The sequence below is a fragment of the Pseudomonas sp. CG7 genome (genome assembly GCF_023701885.1).
Lineage (GTDB): Bacteria > Pseudomonadota > Gammaproteobacteria > Pseudomonadales > Pseudomonadaceae > Aquipseudomonas > Aquipseudomonas zanjanensis.
The window spans coordinates 7,799-29,419 of sequence record NZ_JABAEE010000066.1; the positions used below are offsets into that span (position 1 = coordinate 7,799).

Here is a 21,621-nt window from a genome sequence, read left to right on the forward strand (position 1 = left end):
CCCCGCTGGGCTGCGAAGCAGACCCAACCAGGTTGACCTCGATCAACCTGACCCACCGCGCTGCATGATTTTGGGGCCGCTGCGCAGCCCAGCGGGAGCAAGCTCCCTCGCCACAAGAGCCGGCGGGTGCATGCCCTGACCCCAATAAACCAAACACTTAAAAAATACCTGTGGGAGCGAGCTTGCTCGCGATAGCGGTACACCAGCCACCATCAATGTGTCTGACCTGGCCCTATCGCGAGCAAGCTCGCTCCCACAGGGGAATGTCTTCGGCCAGGCCCCGCCTGCTCGCCGCCGCTTCACAGATAAGCCAGCCACCACAAACCCCGTGGCGAGGGAGCTTGCTCCCGCTGGGCTGCGAAGCAGACCCAACCAGGTTGACCTCGATCAACCTGACCCACCGCGCTGCATGATTTTGGGGCCGCTGCGCAGCCCAGCGGGAGCAAGCTCCCTCGCCACAAGAGCCGGCGGGTGCATGCCCTGACCCCAATGGACCTACACTGAAAAAATACCTGTGGGAGCGAGCTTGCTCGCGATGGCGGTAGACCAGCCGCCATCAATGTTGCCTGACCTGGCCCCTTCGCGAGCAAGCTCGCTCCCACAGGGGAAGGTGTTCGGTCAGGCCCCGCCTGCTCGCCGCCGCAGATGGTGTTCACAGATAACCCAGCCACCACAAACGTGGCGAGGGGATTTATCCCCGCTGGGCTGCGAAGCAGACCCAAAATCATGCAGCGCGGTGGGTCAGGCTGATTGGAGGTGACTTGGTTGGGGCTGCTACGCAGCCCAGCGGGGATAAATCCCCTCGCTACAATGAGCCTCATCAGCCTGAGATGTAAGCCGACCCCTGTTTTACCCACACCCACCGCTTTGCCCAACCCCTGGTCCAAACGCCCAAGAAATAGAGCAAATTGGCATATTTCACTGCCCAGCCTCCCGCCCTAACCTAGATCCCAACAACCTCATCACCCGGATCAAGGACATAACAAAAATGACTGAATACAAACTAGCTCTGGTCGGCTTCGGCGGTGTAAACCGGGCATTGGCCCAACTGATTGCCGAGCGCAACCAGCAGTGGAAAACCGAACTCGGCTTCACGCTGAAAATCGTCGGCGTGACCGACCTGTTCCTCGGTTCGGTGATGAACCGCCACGGCCTCGACGCCGCCTCACTCGCCCGGCTGCCCGCCAGCAAAGGCGCAATGGCCCAACTCCCCGGCGGCACCGTCGACGCCCTCAACGAAGCCGTGATCAAAGACTGCGGCGCCGACATCATCGCCGAAGCCACCTTCACCAACCCGGTGGACGGCGAGCCCGCCACCTCGTTCTGCCGCTGGGCCCTGGAGCGCGGCAAACACGTGGTCACCACCAACAAAGGCCCCATCGCCCTGCACGGCGCCGAACTCAAGGCCCTGGCCCAGCGCAACAACGTCGCCTTCGAATACGAAGGCTCGGTCATGAGCGGCACCCCGGTGATCCGCCTCGCCAAACAAGCCCTGGCCGGCAGCTCGATCAGCGGTTTTGAAGGCATCCTCAACGGCACCTCCAACTTCGTCCTCACCGCCATGGAAGGCGGCCTCGGATTCGCCGAAGCCGTCAGCCAGGCCCAAGCCCTGGGCTACGCCGAAGCCGCCCCGACGGCCGATGTCGAAGGCCACGACGTGCGCCTGAAAGTGGTCATCCTCGCCAACGAACTGCTCGCCGCCAAACTCACCGTCAACGACGTCAGCTGCAAAGGCATCTCCGCCCCCAGCCTCGACGACATCGAAAAAGCCCGCCGCGACGGCGCCCGCGGGACCCTCATCGGCGCCGCCACCCGCCATGCCGACGGCGCCATCAGCGCCAGCGTCGAACCGCGCCTGCTCAGCAACGACCACCCCCTGGCCAGTATCAGCGGCGCCACCAACGCCGTGTCGTTCACCAGCGAACTGCTCGGTGCCGTCACCGTCTCCGGCCCGGGCGCCGGCCGCACCGAAACCGCCTTTGCACTGCTGTCCGACATCATCCACATCCACCAATCGGCAACCCGCAAACAGGAGCACACCCTGTGAACGTATCGCGCCTGGCCCTGGCGGTCGTCGAACCGCACATCGAAGTCCTCAACCCGTTTGACTGCAGCGTCGTCGGCACCGTCGCCGACGTGTGCGCCTCAGAAGTCCCACACCTGCTCGAGACCGGGCGCAGCGGCGCAAAAACCTGCGCCGCACTCCCGCGTCATCGCCGTGCCAGCATCCTCGAACAAGCAGCACTGAACATCGAACGCGACGCCAAAGCCTTCGCCCGACTCATCGTCGATGAAGCCGGCAAGACCCTCAAGCAGGCCGAAAAAGAAGTCAAACGCTGCATCAACACCCTCAAACTCTCCGCCGACGAAGCCAAGCGCAACCCCGGCGAAATCGTCCCGTTCGACGCCTACGAAGGGGCCGAATCGCGCCAGGGCTGGTTCACCCGCGAACCCCTGGGCCTGATCGTCGCCATCACCCCCTACAACGACCCGCTCAACCTGGTCGCCCACAAACTGGGCCCGGCCATCGCCGGCGGCAACGCGGTGATCCTCAAACCGTCCGAACTGGCCCCGTTGTCCGCCCTCAAACTGGTGTCGTACCTGGTCGCCGTCGGCCTCCCCGAAACCGTGGTCACCGTCGCCACCGGCGGCGCCGAACTCGGCAAAGCCCTGGTCGCCGCCCGCGACGTGCGCATGATCTCCTTCACTGGCGGCTTCGTCACCGGCGAACAAATCGCCCGCACCGCCGGCCTGAAAAAACTTGCCATGGACCTCGGCGGCAACGCCCCCGTCATCGTCATGGGCGACTGCAACCTCGACGCCGCCGTCGACAGCTGCATCTCCGGCGCCTTCTGGGCCGCCGGGCAAAACTGCATCGGCACCCAACGCCTGCTGATCCATGCGCCGATCTACGAAGCCTTCCGCGAACGCTTCGTCAACCAGGCCCAAGCCCTCGTCGTCGGCAACCCACTGCACGCCAACACCGACATCGGCCCGATGATCACCCAACAAGCCGCGCAAAACGCCGAACAGGGGGTCAACGAAGCCCTGCAACAAGGCGCCACCTTACTCTGCGGCCACCGCCGCCAAGGCACCTGCTACGCCGCCACCGTCCTGGAAAACGTCGACCACACCAGCCGACTCTGGCGCAACGAAGCCTTTGCGCCTGTGGTGGTGTTGCAGCCGTTCGAGACGTTTGATGAGGCGATTACGTTGGCGAACGAACCTGAATACGCGCTTCACGCGGGGATATTCACCAACGACCTCAGCACCGCGATGAGCGCTGCCCGGCGAATTGAAGCGGGGGGCGTGATGATCAATGACTCGTCGGATTTCCGTTTCGATGCGATGCCGTTTGGCGGGTCGAAGTACGGCAGTTTGGGCAGGGAAGGGGTGCGGTTTGCGTATGAGGAAATGACCCAGCCGAAGGTGGTTTGTTTGAATACGTTGGGGTGAGGGTGGCGAATCAGTCCTCGGACTATGGTTCAAGGCGCAGGAACCGCTTGCCTGTCATGTCGCTAAAACACCCTTTCGACAACACGTGTCGTCCTCATGTCGTCACCAGCGACATGAGGACGGAAGGTGTCGCTGGTCAAGACAATCTGCGCAATATCAGCCACATCAAATCAACTGACCCACCGCCCTGACAGGCCTTCCAAACCCCCCACTGTGGGAGCGAGCTTGCTCGCGATAGCGCAACACCAGTCACACCAAAACAACTGACCCACCGCCATAACAGGCATTCCACTCATCCCCCTGCTCGCGATAGCGCCAAGCGCCCAGAACACCAAGCGTGCAGCCAACATCGGCGATCTCCCAAAAAACCAACTTCTTCAAACGCTCAAAGCTGAAACGTATCAGCTATGAGAAAAAACCAAAATATGCACAAATGCATTTTTATGCTTGACCTGCATAGGCGAGCCTCTATAAGGTGGTTTAGCTGTATGCGCATACAGTATTTCTAAATCGCTATTCATTTGAATCCATTCATGGACGAGGCAATAACCTATGAAAACCACCACTGAAAAATTCGGTGCAACCCCCCATCAACCCAGCCTCTGGACCCGCGCCGACGCGCTGAAAGTCCGGGCCGATGACCCCACCACCACTCAACCACTGGTCAGCGCGGATTTCCCGGTACTGAACAACGACGTGTTCATCTGGGACACCATGCCCCTGCGCGACTTGGACGGTAACGTAACGTCCGTCGATGGCTGGTCGGTGATCTTCACCCTGACCGCCGATCGTCATCCAAACGACCCGCAGTACCTCGACGAGGACGGTAACTACGACATCCTCCGCGATTGGAACGATCGTCACGGTCGGGCAAAGATGTACTACTGGTTTTCTCGTACCGGCAAGAACTGGGAGTTCGGTGGCCGCGTGATGGCCGAAGGCGTTTCGCCCACCGCTCGCGAATGGGCCGGTACGCCGATCCTGTTGAACGACCGAGGCGAAGTGGACCTGTATTACACCGCCGTCACCCCAGGCGCGACCATCGTCAAGGTGCGCGGTCGAGTGGTGACCACTGAACACGGTGTCAGCATGGTCGGCTTCGAGAAGGTCAAGCCGCTGTTCGAGGCCGACGGCAACATGTACCAGACCGAAGCACAAAACGCGTTCTGGGGTTTCCGCGACCCATGGCCTTTCCGCGACCCGAAAGACGGCAAGCTCTACATGCTGTTCGAGGGCAACGTGGCCGGTGAGCGCGGCTCGCACAAAGTAGGCGAGGCAGAAATCGGCGATGTGCCGCCGGGTTATGAAGATGTCGGCAACTCGCGCTTCCAGACCGCCTGTGTCGGCATCGCCGTGGCCCGCGACGCAGACGGTGACGACTGGGAAATGTTGCCGCCACTGCTGACCGCCGTCGGGGTAAACGACCAGACCGAGCGCCCGCACTTCGTGTTCCAGGATGGCAAGTACTACCTGTTCACGATCAGCCACACCTTCACCTACGCCGACGGTGTAACCGGGCCGGACGGCGTGTACGGTTTCGTCGCGGACTCGCTGTTCGGCCCTTACGTGCCCCTGAACGGCTCCGGCCTGGTGCTGGGCAACCCGTCCTCGCAGCCATTCCAGACCTACTCGCACTATGTAATGCCAAACGGCCTGGTGACCTCCTTCATCGACAGCGTACCGACCGACGAAACCGGCACGCAGATTCGTGTCGGTGGCACCGAGGCACCCACGGTGGGCATGAAAATAAAAGGGCTGCAGACGTTCGTGGTGGGCGAGTACGACTACGGTTACATCCCGCCGATGCTCGACGTCACCCTCAAGTAACAGCAACACAGGGGTTTCAGGCAGCGGGTTTGCGGTCGATGACAAAACCGTTGTGGATATGATCGAAATATCCCGCCTGATTCATTGCGACGTCGCTCGCAAGCTCCATTGAACAACGCGTCGTAACTCTCTTCGCGACTGGCTGCAAGGATGCAGCCGGTCGCGAATGCATTCCCCAGCGACATACGTACACAAGCTCCCCTGTGGGAGCGAGCTTGCTCGCGATAGCGGTGCATCAGCCACATTCCAGCCAGCTGTTTATCGTGACTCCACGAGACCAGCCACGACCGACATCGCCTTGCGCCATTGCCTACAACTACGCCAGAATCCGCCGGCTTGTGCGCCCTTGGCCGCGTCGGTAGCTTTGATCCTGTCACTGCCCATCAGTGATCGGGTTTAGCAGCCCGTCGAGTTGAGTCGCATCAAGCTTCATCAGTCAGGTATTCCCATCCCTGCACTTGATGGTGGCTGTGCGTGGGGCGCCCTCGGGCGCGCCGATTTCTTAACTCGTCGGTCTGCTAACCCGCGTACAGCTGCCACCCACTCGTTTAGCAGCGAGAGGGTCGTGGCCTCACCAAAGAGAGTTAAGGCTATGGTCAAAATTACACCGAACCCTCCGACCACAGATGAGCATGTGTCTCGCGCTCAGTCTGCTCGTAACAATAAGCTTGATGACGCTGCCAACCGGGCGTTGGATTACTACCTGAAGCCTACGCCGAAGAGCGAAACGTCCGACAAACCCAATACCATCTTCCGTATCGCACCGGATGTTGATTCGGAGTGTCTGCTTGCCAATCTCAGTGAGAACCTAGCTTCTGCCAATGCCATGATCAGTGATTTGGCGTTTGGTCTTGAGGGATCACGACGACATTTTGCGTTGGGGATTTTGCAGGTGATTGAGGTGAGTGAACTGTTGGCGAATCGGGCTTTGGATATTGTTGAGGTGAGGTAACAAGGGGCCGCGCTTACCCCGGGTATGGAAAAAAGGTCTTGCTCGGCAAGACCTTTTTTGTAGGCGAAGGGTTGTCAGGCGCCAACAGGGGAATTGTGCAAGTACCTCTTGCACAATTCCCAACCGCAGCGGTACTCCGGGAAAAGCCAAGTCGACCATCAATGAGTACATCAAGAACGTTTTTGAGGAAGGCGAACTGGTGCCGGAGCAGGTGATGAGATAAATCGGTATTTCCGGATTTTCTACCAGGCTGACCAACTTCCATAACCTAGACGTCGTTATCTCGGTCGGCTACCGGGTCAAGTCGCAGCAAGGTACCCGGTTCCGCATCCGCGACATTCGCTCCAGCGAAAAGGAACGCACGGCTGAGGACATCCTGGTCGAGCAGCGTTCCGGGGCGAGCTGTCGTAGTCACAGACGGAGCGTCGACAGAGAAGTTGTGCAAGTACCTCTTGCACAATTCCCCAACCGCATTCACGAGTAAACCCGCTCCCGCCAGTCCTATGTTTGAAATGTCTGACGTGTCGCCATTTATTGATTTCAGCGACACGTTCTATCGTCATGTCGCCAGCAGCGACATATGCACACATGCTGCTCCTCTGTGGGAGCGAGCCTGCTCGCGATAGCAGTGTGTCAGCAACATTCCGGCCAGCTGTTTATCATGACTCCACGAGACTAGCCACGACCGACATCGCCTTGCGCCATTGCCTACAACTACGCCAGAATCCGCCGGCTTGTGCGTCTTGGAGGTCGTCGGTAGTTTGAACCCGTCACTGAGCATCAGTGATCGGGTTTCGCAGCCCGGACTCTATAGGCGCACAACGTCACGTTCGAAAGCAGATTACCCATGTCTGCGATTTCGTCAGAGGTGGCTGTGCGTGGGAGACCCCTTGGGTCTGCCGGTCCCTAGAGTCCCGGTCTGCGAACCCGCGTACAGCTGCCACCCCAACTTCGTTTCGCAGCGAATGGTGGCAGCTCCAACAGACTCTAGGAGCTTTACCATGGCTAAAATTACACCGAACCCGCCAGCTACAGATGAGCATGTGTCTCGCGCTCAGTCTGCTCGTAACAAGAAGCTCGATGAAGCTGCTGAACGGGTTTTAGATTTTTATCTGAAGCCTACGCCGAAGAAAGAAACGTCTGACAATCCCAACAGCATCTTTCGTATCGCTCCTGATGTTGATTCGGAGTGTCTGCTCGCCAGTCTCAGTGAAAACCTGGCTTCGGCGAATGCCATGATCAGTGATTTGGTGTTTGATCTGGAGGGATCGCGACGGCGTGTTGCGATGGGGATTTTGCAGGTGATTGAGGTGAGTGAACTGTTGGCGAATCGGGCTTTGGATATTGTTGAGGTGAGGTAGGGGAGGAGTCGTTACCCCAAGCATGAAGAAAGCTTTGCAAAAGAAGGGCTTTCTTCATGCCACGGGAAAAAGACACAAGGAGAGTTTCAAAATGCCGCAAATGGATTTGGCTCGAAAACCAAATGGACCACTGCGATCTGACGGCTGAATGGCTTTATCTGGAATTCAGCTACGAGTACGCGCTACAAACCTTCGCCAGCTGGCAGCAGGAATTCGCTGAAGGACAGCGCGACGGTCGCTGGAAATGCCTGATCGCCACAGAACACGGCCAACTACCGGGCGACGCTTCACTTGCCAGCAATGACCTGTCTGAGCTGGGTGCCTAGCTGGCGTGTGTACTCGTCGCTCGGGCGCACAGCGTAGAGGAATCGCGGCGCAGTTGCCCTCGGACTGACTTTCCGCCGTCTACTAGGCTCGTTTGATTGCTTTGCCGCTTTTGAAAACTATAAGGAGCATTTATGAGTGTCGATATGTATCGTCGTCAAGTTGCCAGCATTCGTGAAGTCCTAGCAAAGCTATCAAGCTTGAAGGCCAGGGAGTCGCAGAAGGCGGCTGATGCAGGAAAAAAATCTCTTACCGCTGGATCTGCCGCCAGTAAAACTAAGCAGTTATCTACAGCTACCTCCAAGCTTAAGGAGGCCAACCGATATGCTGATTTGCAGGCGAAGCATCTGGTTGAAGTTGCCAAGCTGGAGAGGAAGATTGCCGCAGAGCAGAAAAAGCTGGCAACAGCTGAGTCGCGTGTGGAAAGCGAAGAAGCGAGGGTGCTGAAGAAAAGAAATACGGAGCAGCAAAAAATGCAGGAGGCACAGAAACGGCAATTCCGTGAGGTAGAGTCCAGCCTGAAAACGCATGATTCTCTGCATCGGGAAGCTGCTGCCCGCATTGATAAGTTAGCTGCTCTGCCCGAAAAAATTAAGGTTGCGTTCTTTGCGACTGATCCAGCGACAGCCTCTGATCGCAGGCTGTTGCTGGACGAGGAAGTCCGAGAGATTCATCAAAAAATTCGACTCTCGGATCATCGTGACGCGGTTAAGCTTGAGTCGAGGTGGGCGCTGCGGTCAGGAGATATCTTGCAGTACATGAACGAGCTAAAACCCACGATTGTGCATTTTAGTGGACACGGTAGTGATCAGGATGAGCTCGTTCTGTTGGACCGAAATGGTAGCGCCGCATTTGTCCCAATGGCGAGCATCGTAGCTACCTTCGAACTTTACGACTCAGTTCGGTTGGTCTTCTTCAATACGTGCCACTCATTCAACCAGGCGGCGGCATGTACGCAATATGTGGATGCGGCAATTGGCATGAATCAGTCAATTGGTGACGAAGCGGCCCGCGTATTTTCAGCGCAATTTTATTCGGCTATTGGATTCGGTTGTTCAATTCCAGCTGCTTTCAAGCAAGCCAAGACTGCGTTGATGCTGGAAGGCATTTCAGAAGAGTCCACGCCAGAGCTGTACCTTCGTGATGGTGTAGATGAAAGCGATCTCATATTGGTTAAGCCTAGGGTTCAGTGATAAAGCCACCCCTGTAGCTCATCCAAATTCACTACGACAATCTGTTGCGCTGTAGCCTTGGTATGCACTTTGGTCGTATCGATCTGATAGCGCTGCAGCACGTACTGCACCAGCGCACCTCGGGTCTCGATCACCAGGCGACCATCCTGCATGGCGTAGTCTGTTTCGATGATGGATTTTTGTTCGGGTTTCAGGCGTGAGTCAGGTTCGATAATGACCTGTACCTTAGCGCTCCAGCCAGGGTCTAGCTCGCGCGTGTATTCGGTTTCATCATCCATCTGCTCGGGTACGCCGCGAAAGCGGCTGAGCACAAAATCCCGGTAATCGCGGTTTTTCTCGCAATAGGCGCGCAGGTGCCAGCGCATGCCAGTGTAGATAAGTGTGTGTGGCGCGATCAGCCGGGTTTCCACCACCGGCGTATTGAACGACACATACTCACACTCCAGACGCAATCCGGCCCTGCATGCCTTCAATAGCGGGCGCAGCACTTCAGGGCGCACCGAGCGATCCGGCACCTGCAGCACTTCGGTGTGGGCGTAGGCTAGAGCTAACCCTTCCACATGGGGGGCGCGGTCGTGGCTTTGGCTGACCAAGTGTAGATAAGCGCTGGCGCTGTCGTCTATAAACAGCGGGCTGAACTGCTTGCTAGGTACATACCCCTTCAAATGCTTGTCATATTCCAGGTTCTTAGGTGCATGATCGTTGATATAGGTATTGATGTCTTTAGACGCCTGCTGGCGGCTGATGCCGAAGCTCTGCATCAGATGACTCGTGGTCAAGCGACCCTCCCACCATGCTACTGTTTCGATCAGGCGGTAACGTAATGCCAAATCCCAGCGGACGGACTCAATCGACTGTTTTCGTTTCATTGGCTCTCCACCTGCTCGAAAACTTTACCTGTACGGGTAAACACTCTAGATGAGTCGCTTAAGCTTACATATCGTGAGCGCTGTGCTCAATGAGAGATCTGAACGGTCCTCTCTTAGCCCTCTTGATCCATAGGTTTTTCATTCGGTTGAATCACTCGCCGAGGGAGCCCAGCGAGGGTTCCAATTGAGTGATTCATATATCGAAATACCTGAGGAGCCAACAACCTTCACAAGGAAGTCGATTTTGTCGTCAGTCATTTATAGCTATCTGGCCAAAGTTCAATCACGGCAGCCCATCAACTTTGATGTGCTGATCGCAAAGCTTGTGGCTGCAGGCGTTGCACGAGAAGACATCAGTCGTATTTTTTTGGCCAAGAAGCTTAAAAAAAGTAGCTATCACGTCGAAGTGCTTCTTTCGGCTGCCTTCGATGAGCTCTTGATGAGGTTCAGGCCGTCTGGTGTTGGAGGCCGAGTCGGAGCAGCCATAGACGGCAATAGCCATCGAGCTAGTGTCTCCGAAGCGTTACTGATATTTCGCTCTGCTCTGCATCGGCATCCGGCTGTGGCGGTAACTGAGGCTGGCGCATGGGTGCTACCGAGGGTGCTGGGCAGTGTGGGGGTTATTGTTGAGAACCTGGAGAATTTCCTTCGAATCGATGAAACGCTGCCTTTCATTGCGGAGATTTTGGCTGTTACAGCCAGTGATATTGAGCTGATCTCTGGTTCAGGAAACCAGGTGACTAACAGGCTGAATGCCAGCGTACTGAATCATTTCGATGAGCTGTATTGCTTGTTCGATGTAGACATGGGAGGCCTACGGATGTTCGCTTCTTTGACAGCCCTGCTGCGTGAAAAACCCCCCGTATTCCTTGCCCCGCCTGACGTGAAAGAGCGTTTGGCTCAATCCAAGTACGCGTTGACGGATCAGCAGCGGCAGGAGGTCATTAAGTATCAGGGGGTGTCTCCTGAAACGGATCAAGTGATCCAGTTTATGCGTGACAGCAGCAGGGTGCTTGAGCAAGAAACTTACTTGGTACCTGTAGTACTTGAGGAGCGTCCATGAGCATCGAATCTATGTTCCACGAAGACTTCAAGATGAAACAGATCGTGCTGATCAACAGTGGGGCTTACTGCTATACGAAGGTTCGTATCGACCAACACACGGCCTTGCTCGGAGATAACAATAAGGGCAAGACCTCGATGCTCAATGCATTGAAGTTTTTCCTCCTGCCCGAAGAAAATCTCCACGATTGTGAGCGAAAATTCGGCTTCAAGAGCACAAAAGGCCACTACGGCCGAGATGCGACTTTTGGCTTCTATTTTCCCGAGAGAAACTCCTTCATGGTTCTTGAAGCGGAGAATCCGCACGGGGCGTTCTGCATCATCCTTAACATGGGCACCAAGCAATACAGCTATGAGCGTACTGCTGTGCCAGTGCCATATTCGGAAATCGAGCACCTGTTCTGGAATCATGAATCAAGCCTCAATGGAGGTATGGGAGCACCAATTGAAGGGTTGTCGACTTCACAAATTGAGCCGACCCTGAAAAGGCTGGGAGCTGTGGTGATCAAGGATGTGGTGAATATTAAGGACCGAATCTACAAGCACCAGCCGACACGTCCCGATGCTGGTCGCTTTTGTCTGCTGCCGCTCAAGAGCGGTGGTAACCAAACTCGTGAGATTGATGCCTGGAAACGCCTGATTCATCTGGCTTTCGACATTGCAGCCAAAGATAAACGTACTCTTCCGGACACCATCGCTACGATCATTGAGGGCAGAAAAGATCGTACTGAGGCCGAACTGAACGTCAATCTCATCGAAATCTTGTCGAGGTACGAAACCCTCAGTGCGGTAAAGAACCGACTCCAGGTGATTCGCAACGGACAGCCGTACTGGGACCGTTTCACCCAGAACTTCACCGATCTTCAAGCTCAAAGCTCGGATCTCATGAACCTGTTATGTGACGTTGAGCAGGGCATCAACGAGCAGGGCTCGGTCTATCACGACGCTCGCATGCAGTGCTTTGCGAACTACAGTGCGGTCAAAGAAACTGCTGACCACCAGCGTGAACAGGCGGCTAGTAAAAACACGCAGCTTAAGGAGCTGAAAGGCGCCATCAGCGAGATCACGAAGAACTACGAGCGGATCAAAAAGGATTCAATTGACCTCTCAACGGCGATGCATGGCTACGCGTCTATGACCCCGGAAGAGATAGCTGCCGCACTGGCAGAGCAGGTTGAGGAGGATCAAGCTGACATCAAGGCTCTCAAGGACGACGGCGAGTTTCGTCGTGAGTTCGAGCAGCTAACACGTGAAATCAACAACGGCAGCCAGAAAGTCAAGGATCTTGAAGTCCTCATTGAAGGAGCGAAACCGTCACTCCTGGATCTGGACCAGATCCCCAACCGCACGGCGGACACTCTCTACTCGCTTAATCAGGAGGTCTTCACCGGCGAGTGCCCTCCATTGCTCGAAGGTAACATTGAGACGATTCGACGTTTCGCCGCGCTGTTTAACGAGGAGAAAGGCTCTCTCACGTTCCTGAACAGCCCCACTCCAGTCCCGGTTAAACACTACGATGCCGGAAAGCTGCTACAGAGTCGTAAGGACGAATTGGCATCTGTCCAGAAGCGCCTTATTCAGCAAAAACGCCGCGCTAGTGATCTTGCCAATAAGACAAAGATGTCAGTCGAGCAGATCGAAAGCACCATTGCTGCCAACCAGGCTCAGATCGAGAAGGATGAACGCAACATTGCCCTGCTGAAACGTCATGAATTCGTTGAGCAGGAGTTCGTGCGGTTAGAGCGGGAACATAGCGAGGCTACCGAGCGGTTCGGGCTTCTTGAGGCCCGCTGCCATGAGCTAAACCTGCAACTCGACGAAGCCAGCCGTTTGGTTGAGCAGGCTAGAACAGCATTGGAAGCCGCTAAGGAACGTGAACAATCCGTGCTCCGCTGGAGCAGGACGGTCAACGACGTTCTGCATTCGCGTCTGGAGTACCTGAAAACCGGCTACCAACGTGCAGAGCGCCAGGAGGTCGTGGTTACCCAGGAGTTAATGGATGCCATCGAAACCCGCAGTCAAGCTATCAGCCGTAACTTCAACCAGATCAAGTCGCTGGTGTCCGATCTGTTAGTTGCGGTTGCTCTAGACGACGATGCCGAGCATGCCCACCGTAGCGCAGTAAGCTTGGAAACACTGACCAATTTGCATGAGAAGTACAGGGTTCTCTATGGTCGTCTCGATATGGAAGAGAACAACCATTTCAACCAAGTGGTTCAGCATAACGATGACACCATGATCCAGGTTCAGTCGATCAGGCATGCGCGCACCCTGATTAATACTTTTATCAAAGAGATCGAGAATCACCTGTCGTCAATCAAGGTCTCTAACCTCACGGCTGTGGCAATTGACTGCACGCTACACCCCCAATTCGAAGAGTTGCTGAAGACCGTCGACACTGTAAATCTGACCGGAGGCGAGTTACCACCACAAGTCCTCTATGACCGCCTTGGTAAATACTGCACTCAGTTCGTCGAGTCCGATCAGCGTCGGGATGCAACCCTGAATATGGCTCGCCTGATCGTCAGCGTCGATTACCGTGTCAAGCTGCAAGGCAGCGATGAGTTCACTGTCGAAGCTCAATCAACGGGCACCTCAGTGATGATCAACTGCCGTCTGCTGGCCTTCCTGCTCAAAGAGTTGCTGCAAGCCGACACCAAGGTCAGCTTGCCTCTGTTTATCGATGAACTGTCCAACCTCGATGACAAGAATCTGCGTTCGGCCCGCGACATTGCCGACGCGGATGGCTTCTGTGTGTTCGGGGCCACGCCTGGCCTGACCTCCGGGATTAGCAAAGTGCTAGGCAATTACATGAATCTCGACTACTTCAACGCAACTGACCAGTCCTACAGCCCGAACCGGACGATTCTCTATACCGGAGTCAGTGAGTCCTTGATCGCCCTGGAGTGTCGTGAGGCGGTTGAGCCGGAAATAGAGGCGTAGAGTATCTGATGGTTGTCAAAACGGACGTAGCACTAATCAACATGATCCAGAACAAGGGTGTTTTCCTTGATCTGATTGACCACATGGACAAAGTCGGTGAGGGTGAGGAAACACGCATTGTCATGTACCAGCAGAAGTTACGCGCCCTGTTGGATTCTGTAGCACCGCTGCCGAGCACGCGGGTTGTGCGCGAGGTGCCGGCCGAGCGGCGCAAATTGGAAAGCGCTCTTTGTATTGAAAACCTTGAGCGTGTTGGCCTAGTCATTCAGGTAGACAGCGCTCGTGGAGTGATGGTTTTCGCCCCCTTCGTGATCGAGATGTTCCGGCACTTCGATGGGGCGCGACTGCGTCATTTGAACAGTGCTGATTATGAATTGATACGTGCCTCGTTCAACCGGCTCTACGAGGTTTTTATCACTCTGCCATCTCTGATTCGCGAAGACATTGAGTTTCAGGAGCAGGTAAGTGTGCTGCGTAAGGAGATACGCGCTGCAACCGCCAAGATGAAGGAGTGCGTGGATGCGCTTCAGGGCCGACTCCAGCGACTCGGTGAGATCGTCGATCAGATGCGTTATGACGTCATCGATGAGGTGGCTAAGGCTCAGGAAGCTCTAGGCGAGATCAATAGCATCTACCTGCGCAACATCCTGCCAGCCTTGCAGTTTCTGGGCGAACACACTGACCTGAAGGGGACTAAGCCTGCCCTTACGGCACTAACCTGCATCGGCGACCAACTGGCTCACTATGGGCACGATAAGCTGGCCAGCTCGGTCTATTACTCCGTCGAGTCGATTCGCTCATACCGGCACGACATTTCGATCATCAGTGGCTCGTTAATGCGCTATGTCCAGCAGAGTGAGGCGCACCGTCGGGCCTATGACAAGATCGAACAGGCCTGGAATCGTCTCTATGGGGGCGTGCGTGAGCTGCATGATGGGAGCTTGAAGGACAATATCCTGCCCAGCACACACCCTGTATTCGCCCGTCTAAACACCTACTCCGGGCTGAAAATGCGAGTGTTCGAAGCAAAAGTTGAGTGGCAAGACGCTAACCAGCGCTTGGCGCTGGCAGAGCATCTGCGCACAACACTGCCCAACATCAAGATCAGCAGCGGGAGAATCCATCAGCTCAGTGGGCAGACCAACGAGTCGGGTGAGCTCAAACGTCGGCGTGATGCTCGCTTGTTGGCCATTGGTAATCTGGTCGAGGAATGGGAGCCACGGCTTACCGATGACGCCCACGTCGCCATGCATGAACATTTGAAAGACCGCCTTAAAGGGTATGAGTTGACCGATCTCCTAATGTCGGTGGGCTGGCTGCGCAAGCGAGAAGGAATTTGCCTCATCCCGCACTACCAAATCGGTAACCTTGCAACTGACTGCGAGAACCTGAGGTACTACAAGCTGCAAGTGGAGACTGAACATGCTTGACCACGAACCTTCGCTGCCGGTTGCGCAGGCCAAAGTGATGAATCGAAAGCTGTCGATAGAGCTCTATGGGCAGCTCATGTACGGAAAGATGATCAACCGCACCGTCTCTGTTGATGGGGGCTTGAAGTCAAATCCTTACTTCGAGGAAGTACTGAATAATTTCGATCACTACCGCAATCTCTACGATCTGATTGGGTATGAGTTGGTCATGCGTAATGGTTTCGCTTTCATCCGCACCACCGATGGCACTGATGCCAAGGATGACCTGGCACGGAACATCCAAGGCCTGCTACTGGTTCTGTTTCGGGGGACATTGGAGCTGGGCTTCACAATGGACGCGCTGCTGAAAGACTCGGCAGGTCTGTCGAACATCCATATAGAAGAAATCGGTAAGGGGGAGGATAAGGTCGAGGTGCTGATAGCGTGTGGGATGAAAAGCGGTGTGCTGATGGAACACATCAAGAAGCTTGAAGCGCGAGCCATTGCGTACCGTAACGGGAAGGGGAATTTAGTCTTGTCTGAATCAGGCGCTGCTTTTTTTGATGATCTCCTTGGTGAAGGTGATCTCGACATTTAGGGTGAGCTGACCCGAGAGAGGTAGGTATGCCAGGGAAATTGAGCACAACCCAATCCTTGGACATCTGGCCCTGCCTGCACTGTCTGAATCGCTCAAGCGTCGGCTGAATTGCTAGACTGGGCCGATTTGGCGCTCGCGATGCGCCTGACGTAGTACAAAAGGAATTTTTACCGATGTCTGCCCTCTCCGCGTTGCTCAACACCTACCGCTCCGCCTCCGTTACCGAACGCGAGAAAGGCACCTACTTCGAAGAGCTGATCTGCGCCTACCTGCGTAACGAAGCCACCTACAGTGATCTGTACGACAAGGTTTGGACATTCGCCAACTGGGCCAAGGAGCAGGGCCTCAGCGGTAAGGACTCGGGTATCGACTTGGTGGCACGAACCCAGGGCACCGGCGAGTACCACGCCATCCAGTGCAAGCTGTACGCCGAGGACTACAAAGTCCAGAAGAAGGACATAGACAGTTTCTTCACCGCCTCGGGCAAGGCGCCGTTCTCGCACCGCGTCATTGTTGCCACCACCAACAACTGGAGCGAGCACGCCGAGGATGCGCTGCAAGGCCAGCAGCCCCCTGTCAGTAAGATCGACCTACAAGCCTTGGAAGACAGCCAAATTGACTGGGCCAAGTATCAACCCAATCAGGCCGTCGCCCTCAAGGCCAAGAAGCAACTGCGCGAGCACCAGCAAACCGCGCTGAATGCCGTGGCCGCGGGCCTCAAGGACGCCGAACGCGGCAAGCTGATCATGGCTTGCGGCACCGGCAAGACCTTCACCAGCCTGAAAATTGCCGAGCAGCAGGCCGGCAAGGGCAAGCGTGTACTGTTCCTAGTACCCAGCCTGTCGCTACTGTCGCAGACCCTCACCGAATGGACGCAGGAAAGCGCAACCCCGCTCCACAGCTTTGCCGTCTGCTCCGACAGCGACGTAGGTAAGAAGCGCAAAGCAGAGGATGACGCGGTTCAGGTGTTCACCCACGAGCTACGCTACCCGGCCACCACTAAGGCAGATCGCCTCGCAGCGGAAATGCTCAAGCGTCACGATGCCGAACACATGAGCGTGGTGTTCTCCACCTATCACTCCATCGATGTAATCTGCCGCGCCCAGGCTGATCATGGCCTGGCCGCTTTCGAGCTGGTGATCTGCGACGAAGCGCACCGCACCACGGGGGCCACCTTTGGCGACGATGACGAAAGCAACTTTGTGCGCGTTCATGATGCCGACTACATCCGCGCCACCAAACGTCTGTACATGACCGCCACGCCGCGCATCTACGGTGACAACGCCAAGCTCAAGGCCGAGTCCGGCGAAGTCACCCTGTGCTCGATGGATGACGAAGCGCTCTACGGCAAAGAGCTGTTCGTCATCAACTTCTCCGAGGCCGTTCAGCGAGGCCTGCTCACCGATTACAAGGTACTGGTACTCACCGTCGAGGAGAGCACCATCAGCCGCCGCCTTCAGGAGATGCTGAAGGACGAGAACAATCAGCTCAAGGTAGACGACGCCGCCAAGATAGTCGGTTGCTGGAAGGCGCTGGCCAAGCAGGGATTGGCCGAAAACTTGGTGGGTGATGATCAGCCCATGAGGCGTGCTGTAGCTTTCTGCCAGGTCATCTCGCCCAACTACAAGGGCACCAAGCACAAGGTCAGCTCTATCAACATCGCCAGCATGTTCCAGTCGGTGGTGGAGGCTTATCAGGAGTCAGAAAACATCGATGAGTCCTCACGCATCATCTGCGAAGCCGCACACGTCGATGGCGGCATGAACGCCAGTGCCAAGGAAGCCAAGCTCAACTGGCTTAAGGAAGAACCGCCAGCCAACACCTGTCGTATCCTCAGCAACGTGCGCTGCCTGTCTGAAGGTGTGGACGTACCGGCGCTTGACGCCGTGCTCTTCCTCACCCCGCGTAATTCCCAGGTGGACGTGGTGCAGTCCGTTGGCCGGGTAATGCGCAACGCACCGGGTAAGAAGCGCGGCTACGTGGTGCTGCCCGTGGTCATTCCGGCCGGCATGGAGCCCCACGAAGCGCTCAATGACAACCAGACCTACAAAGTGGTCTGGCAGGTGCTTCAGGCACTGCGCTCGCACGACGACAGCTTCGACGCCATGGTCAACAAGCTCGACCTGATCGGCTCTGACCCGCGCAAGATGGAAGTCATAGCCATCACCGACAAGGCCGAGAAAAAGGCCAGGAAAGCTAGCAGCACCAGCAACGGCCAGGCAGGCAAAGGCCAGTACGGCATTGGTGAGAAACGCGCTAAGTACGATGTCGAGGGTCAGATGACCCAGCAGGCCGAACTGGCCTATGAGGTGGGGGAAATCGAGAAGGCCATCTACGCCAAGATCGTCTCCAAGTGCGGCAACCGCCACCACTGGGAAGACTGGGCCAACGATATCGCCAAGATCGCCCGCACCCATATCGATCGTATCCAGGGCATTTTGGAGAACCCTGAATATACCCAAGAGAGAGCGACTTTCGAGGCCTTCGCCGCTGAGCTGCGCGATGATCTCAACGACAGCATCAGCGATGGCGAGATCGTCGAAATGCTTGCCCAGCATCTGGTAACCAAGCCGGTGTTCGATGCGCTGTTCGAGGAGTACAGCTTCGCCAGCCACAACCCCATGTCCAAGGCCATGCAAGGCGTGCTGGACGCGCTCCATGAGCATCACCTGGCCAAGGAAGCCGACACACTGGAAAAGTTCTACGCCAGCGTTCGTCAACGCGCTGCCGGCATCGACAACGCCCAAGGCAAGCAGAAGATCATCGTCGAGCTGTACGACAAATTCTTCCGCAACGCCTTCCCCAAGATGACCGAGCGCTTGGGCATCGTTTACACCCCGGTCGAGGTGGTGGACTTCATCCTCCACAGCGTCAACCACCTGCTGCAAAAGGAGTTCGGCCAAACTCTAGGTAGTAAGGGCGTACACATTATCGACCCATTCACTGGCACAGGAACCTTTATCACCCGCCTGATCCAGTCCGGACTGATCAAGCCGGAAGAGTTGCCGCACAAATACCGGCACGAGATCCACGCTAATGAGCTGGTACTACTGGCCTACTACATTGCTGCCATCAATATCGAAGCGGCCTACCACGGCGAAATAATCGACGAGTACGCCCCGTTTGAAGGCATCTGTCTGACCGATACCTTCCAGATGTATGAGAAGGACGATCTGGTGGATTCACTGCTGGAGGACAACAGTGCCCGGCGAAAGCGTCAAAAGGATTTGGATATACGGGTGATTGTCGGGAATCCTCCGTATTCAGTCGGCCAAGGAGATGCGAATGACAATAATCAGAATATTAGCTATCCCTCATTGGATAGCCGTATAAGAGCTACTTACGCAACTCGATCTAATCTGACAATGGTTCGAGCCTTGTACGATAGCTATATACGTGCCATCCGCTGGGCTAGTGATCGAATCGGTGACGCAGGGATTATTGGCTTTGTTACCAATGCAGGCTTTATCGAAGCTAATACAGCTGATGGTCTTCGTAAGTGCTTAGTAGAGGAGTTTTCTAGCCTCTACATATTTCATTTGCGTGGCAATCAGCGCACTAGCGGAGAGACCTCTCGCAAAGAGGGGGGTAAGATTTTTGGTAGTGGGAGTCGAGCACCTATTGCTATCTCGCTTCTAGTTAAAAATCCAAATGCGAAGGAGCATGGAAAGATTTATTTCCATGATATCGGCGACTATCTAAATCGAGAAGAAAAGCTTGAAATAATCGCCAGCTATGCAAGTATCTCAGGTATTAATTCGTGGCAATTCATTAGTCCAGATATTCATGGGGACTGGTTAAAGCATCGTGATGATAGCTTTGGGCAGCATATCGTTATGGGTGACAAGAAAGGCACCAGTCTTAAGATTTTTGAAAGCTTCTCATATGGGGTAAAAACCCAGCGAGATGTATGGGGCTATAACTGCTCAAGCAGCGGCCTTTCTAAAAACATGAGCTTTATGATTGAGAATTACAATAACGAGGTTGCCAGATTTTCCTCATTGTATGGCGCTAAAAGTAAGCAAGAGAAAGAAGAGGCAGCGCCGAATTTTGTTAATAACGATCCCGCCAAGATCAGTTGGACACCTAATTTACTAAAAGATTTGGTGCGCGGTTTGAATCGAGAGTTTTATCCAGAAAGTAAGACTGTTGCGCTATATAGACCATTTTCTAAGATGTGGCTTTACAACGAAAAAGCACTAGTGTGGAGCCAGTATCAGATGCCTCGAATATTTCCCGATACCAAACAGGAAAATGTGGGTATCTGTGTTCCGGGGCTAGGTGGAGATAAAGGTTTTTCTGCACTCGTAACCAGGCACATACATGACTTGAACTTGGCTCCTGGCATGGGGGGCTATCAGTGTTTTCCACTTTATATCTACGATGATGTGTCAAAAGAAGATTGTGGCCTTTTCGCAGCCGAGGCAAGCGGCGGCTTACATCGCCGGGACGCGATCACTGACGCCGGCCTGACGCACTTCCAGTCGGTGTATCCCGGCCAACAGATTTGTAAGGAAGACTTGTTCTACTACGTCTACGGCATTTTCCATTCCCCGGATTATCGCGAACGCTTTGCCGACAATTTAAGCAAGGAGATGCCACGGATTCCGGCAGTGAAGAAGGCCGCCGACTTCTGGGCATTCAGCAATGCTGGCCGCGCCCTGGCCGACCTCCACCTGAACTACGAAACTGTCGAGCCCTACCCCCTGACCATCGAGGCAAAGGGCATGCTCAGCGACGCCGACTACCGCGTGGAGAAGATGAAGTTCGCCAAGAAGGGCGACAAAACCACCGTCATCTACAACCACCGCATCACCCTCAAGGGCATCCCCGAGGCGGCCTGGGATTACGTGGTCAACGGTAAGGCAGCGCTGGATTGGGTGATGGAGCGCCAGGCCGTGCGCACCGACAAAACCAGCGGCATCGTCAACGACGCCAACGATTGGGCCGTCGAAACCATGGGCAACCCCAAGTATCCACTTGAGCTATTCCAGCGCGTGGTCACCGTCAGCCTGGAGACCCAGAAAATCGTCAAGGCGCTGCCCAAACTCGATCTCGGGACAGATAACTAGTTGATCCGATAGAACGCTGAGCATTCAGTCAACTACTGCCTTGGTTGGGCCACCCTTTCCCAACCAAGGCAGAGCACCTGCTGATTGCCAGCCCGGAACTCTCATGTTAACAAGTGTCCGTCCCAAGCGATCCCTATCGATCCGCAACGGTCCACCACGTCGCCCTGGTAACGACGTTAAAAACTTTCGCCTCGTTCGCATCCGCTGAACGGGCCGCATCAACTGCCATTGGTTGATTTGCGTATCTGGCCAGAACACCCCGGCTCGTTCTGCCACTAGAAACCTTAGGGCCCTAGAACTTCTGTAGCCCACAACGATCTCCGACGCTACCGAACATTAATCTCGGAAACGCGCATATACCTATGCCGCGGCAAATGCCCGTGCTCGCTATATAGCCCTTGTAAGCGAACAACCGAAGCAACTGGTACTGGGCAAGCAGGTAGTGTTTTTCGAGCGCTATTTCGGACTGGCTTGACGCTGGGAGATAAAAAAGAAATGAGCAAACTAACGGCATGGACAGCTTGTAGGCTACCCATGCTGTTATCGCCGATGGCA

The 21,621-nt window shown here is 55.5% G+C and carries 13 protein-coding genes; 12 read left to right on the forward strand and 1 reads right to left on the reverse strand.

The features are described from left to right. Nucleotides 1–988: 988 nt before the first annotated feature. From HGO40_RS22990 to HGO40_RS23020, 7 genes are all read left to right on the forward strand, one after another. A complete protein-coding gene (locus HGO40_RS22990) occupies nt 989–2,047 on the forward strand; it encodes a homoserine dehydrogenase (protein WP_250964869.1) in 1,059 nt (352 codons plus the stop codon). Next, a complete protein-coding gene (locus HGO40_RS22995; RefSeq protein WP_250964870.1) occupies nt 2,044–3,456 on the forward strand; it encodes an aldehyde dehydrogenase family protein in 1,413 nt (470 codons plus the stop codon). Before HGO40_RS22990 ends, HGO40_RS22995 begins: the two co-directional genes overlap by 4 nt. Nucleotides 3,457–4,008: 552 nt before the next feature. Further along, nucleotides 4,009–5,283: a glycoside hydrolase family 68 protein gene (locus tag HGO40_RS23000; RefSeq protein WP_250964871.1), complete on the forward strand. Its 1,275-nt coding sequence runs from the start codon at nt 4,009–4,011 to the stop codon at nt 5,281–5,283. A gap of 592 nt (nt 5,284–5,875) precedes the next feature. Then, entirely contained in the window at nt 5,876–6,235 is a 360-nt protein-coding gene (locus HGO40_RS23005; protein WP_250964872.1) for a DUF6124 family protein, read from the forward strand. A gap of 1,001 nt (nt 6,236–7,236) precedes the next feature. Continuing rightward, complete coding sequence (locus tag HGO40_RS23010; RefSeq protein WP_250964873.1) at nt 7,237–7,596, forward strand: DUF6124 family protein; 360 nt, start codon at nt 7,237–7,239, stop codon at nt 7,594–7,596. Between the two features lie 56 nt (nt 7,597–7,652). Continuing rightward, complete coding sequence (locus HGO40_RS23015; protein WP_250964874.1) at nt 7,653–7,922, forward strand: hypothetical protein; 270 nt, start codon at nt 7,653–7,655, stop codon at nt 7,920–7,922. Between the two features lie 132 nt (nt 7,923–8,054). Further along, entirely contained in the window at nt 8,055–9,113 is a 1,059-nt protein-coding gene (locus HGO40_RS23020; protein ID WP_250964875.1) for a CHAT domain-containing protein, read from the forward strand. On the opposite strand, the gene HGO40_RS23025 is transcribed toward HGO40_RS23020, so the two are convergent. Further along, entirely contained in the window at nt 9,107–9,982 is an 876-nt protein-coding gene (locus HGO40_RS23025; RefSeq protein ID WP_250964876.1) for a helix-turn-helix transcriptional regulator, read from the reverse strand. The two genes, HGO40_RS23020 and HGO40_RS23025, sit on opposite strands and share 7 nt — an antisense overlap. Before the next feature lie 244 nt (nt 9,983–10,226). Here HGO40_RS23025 and HGO40_RS23030 point away from each other — a divergent pair, with 244 nt between their 5' ends. The 5 genes from HGO40_RS23030 (at nt 10,227) to HGO40_RS23050 (ending at nt 21,066) form a co-directional block, all read left to right on the forward strand. Next, nucleotides 10,227–11,045: a hypothetical protein gene (locus HGO40_RS23030; RefSeq protein WP_250964877.1), complete on the forward strand. Its 819-nt coding sequence runs from the start codon at nt 10,227–10,229 to the stop codon at nt 11,043–11,045. Continuing rightward, the gene (locus tag HGO40_RS23035) at nt 11,042–13,987 is read left to right on the forward strand and encodes an AAA family ATPase (RefSeq protein ID WP_250964878.1); all 2,946 of its coding nucleotides are present in this window, start codon (nt 11,042–11,044) and stop codon (nt 13,985–13,987) included. Before HGO40_RS23030 ends, HGO40_RS23035 begins: the two co-directional genes overlap by 4 nt. Nucleotides 13,988–13,995: 8 nt before the next feature. Further along, nucleotides 13,996–15,417 (forward strand): hypothetical protein, encoded by a 1,422-nt coding sequence (locus HGO40_RS23040; protein ID WP_250964879.1) that lies wholly within the window; start codon nt 13,996–13,998, stop codon nt 15,415–15,417. Continuing rightward, nucleotides 15,410–15,994, forward strand: a complete 585-nt coding sequence (locus HGO40_RS23045) for a condensin complex protein MksE (protein WP_250964880.1) — start codon at nt 15,410–15,412, stop codon at nt 15,992–15,994. Before HGO40_RS23040 ends, HGO40_RS23045 begins: the two co-directional genes overlap by 8 nt. A 173-nt stretch (nt 15,995–16,167) precedes the next feature. Then, nucleotides 16,168–21,066, forward strand: coding sequence for a DEAD/DEAH box helicase (locus HGO40_RS23050; RefSeq protein ID WP_250964881.1), 4,899 nt, complete (start codon nt 16,168–16,170; stop codon nt 21,064–21,066). The last annotated feature ends 555 nt before the right edge of the window (nt 21,067–21,621 follow it).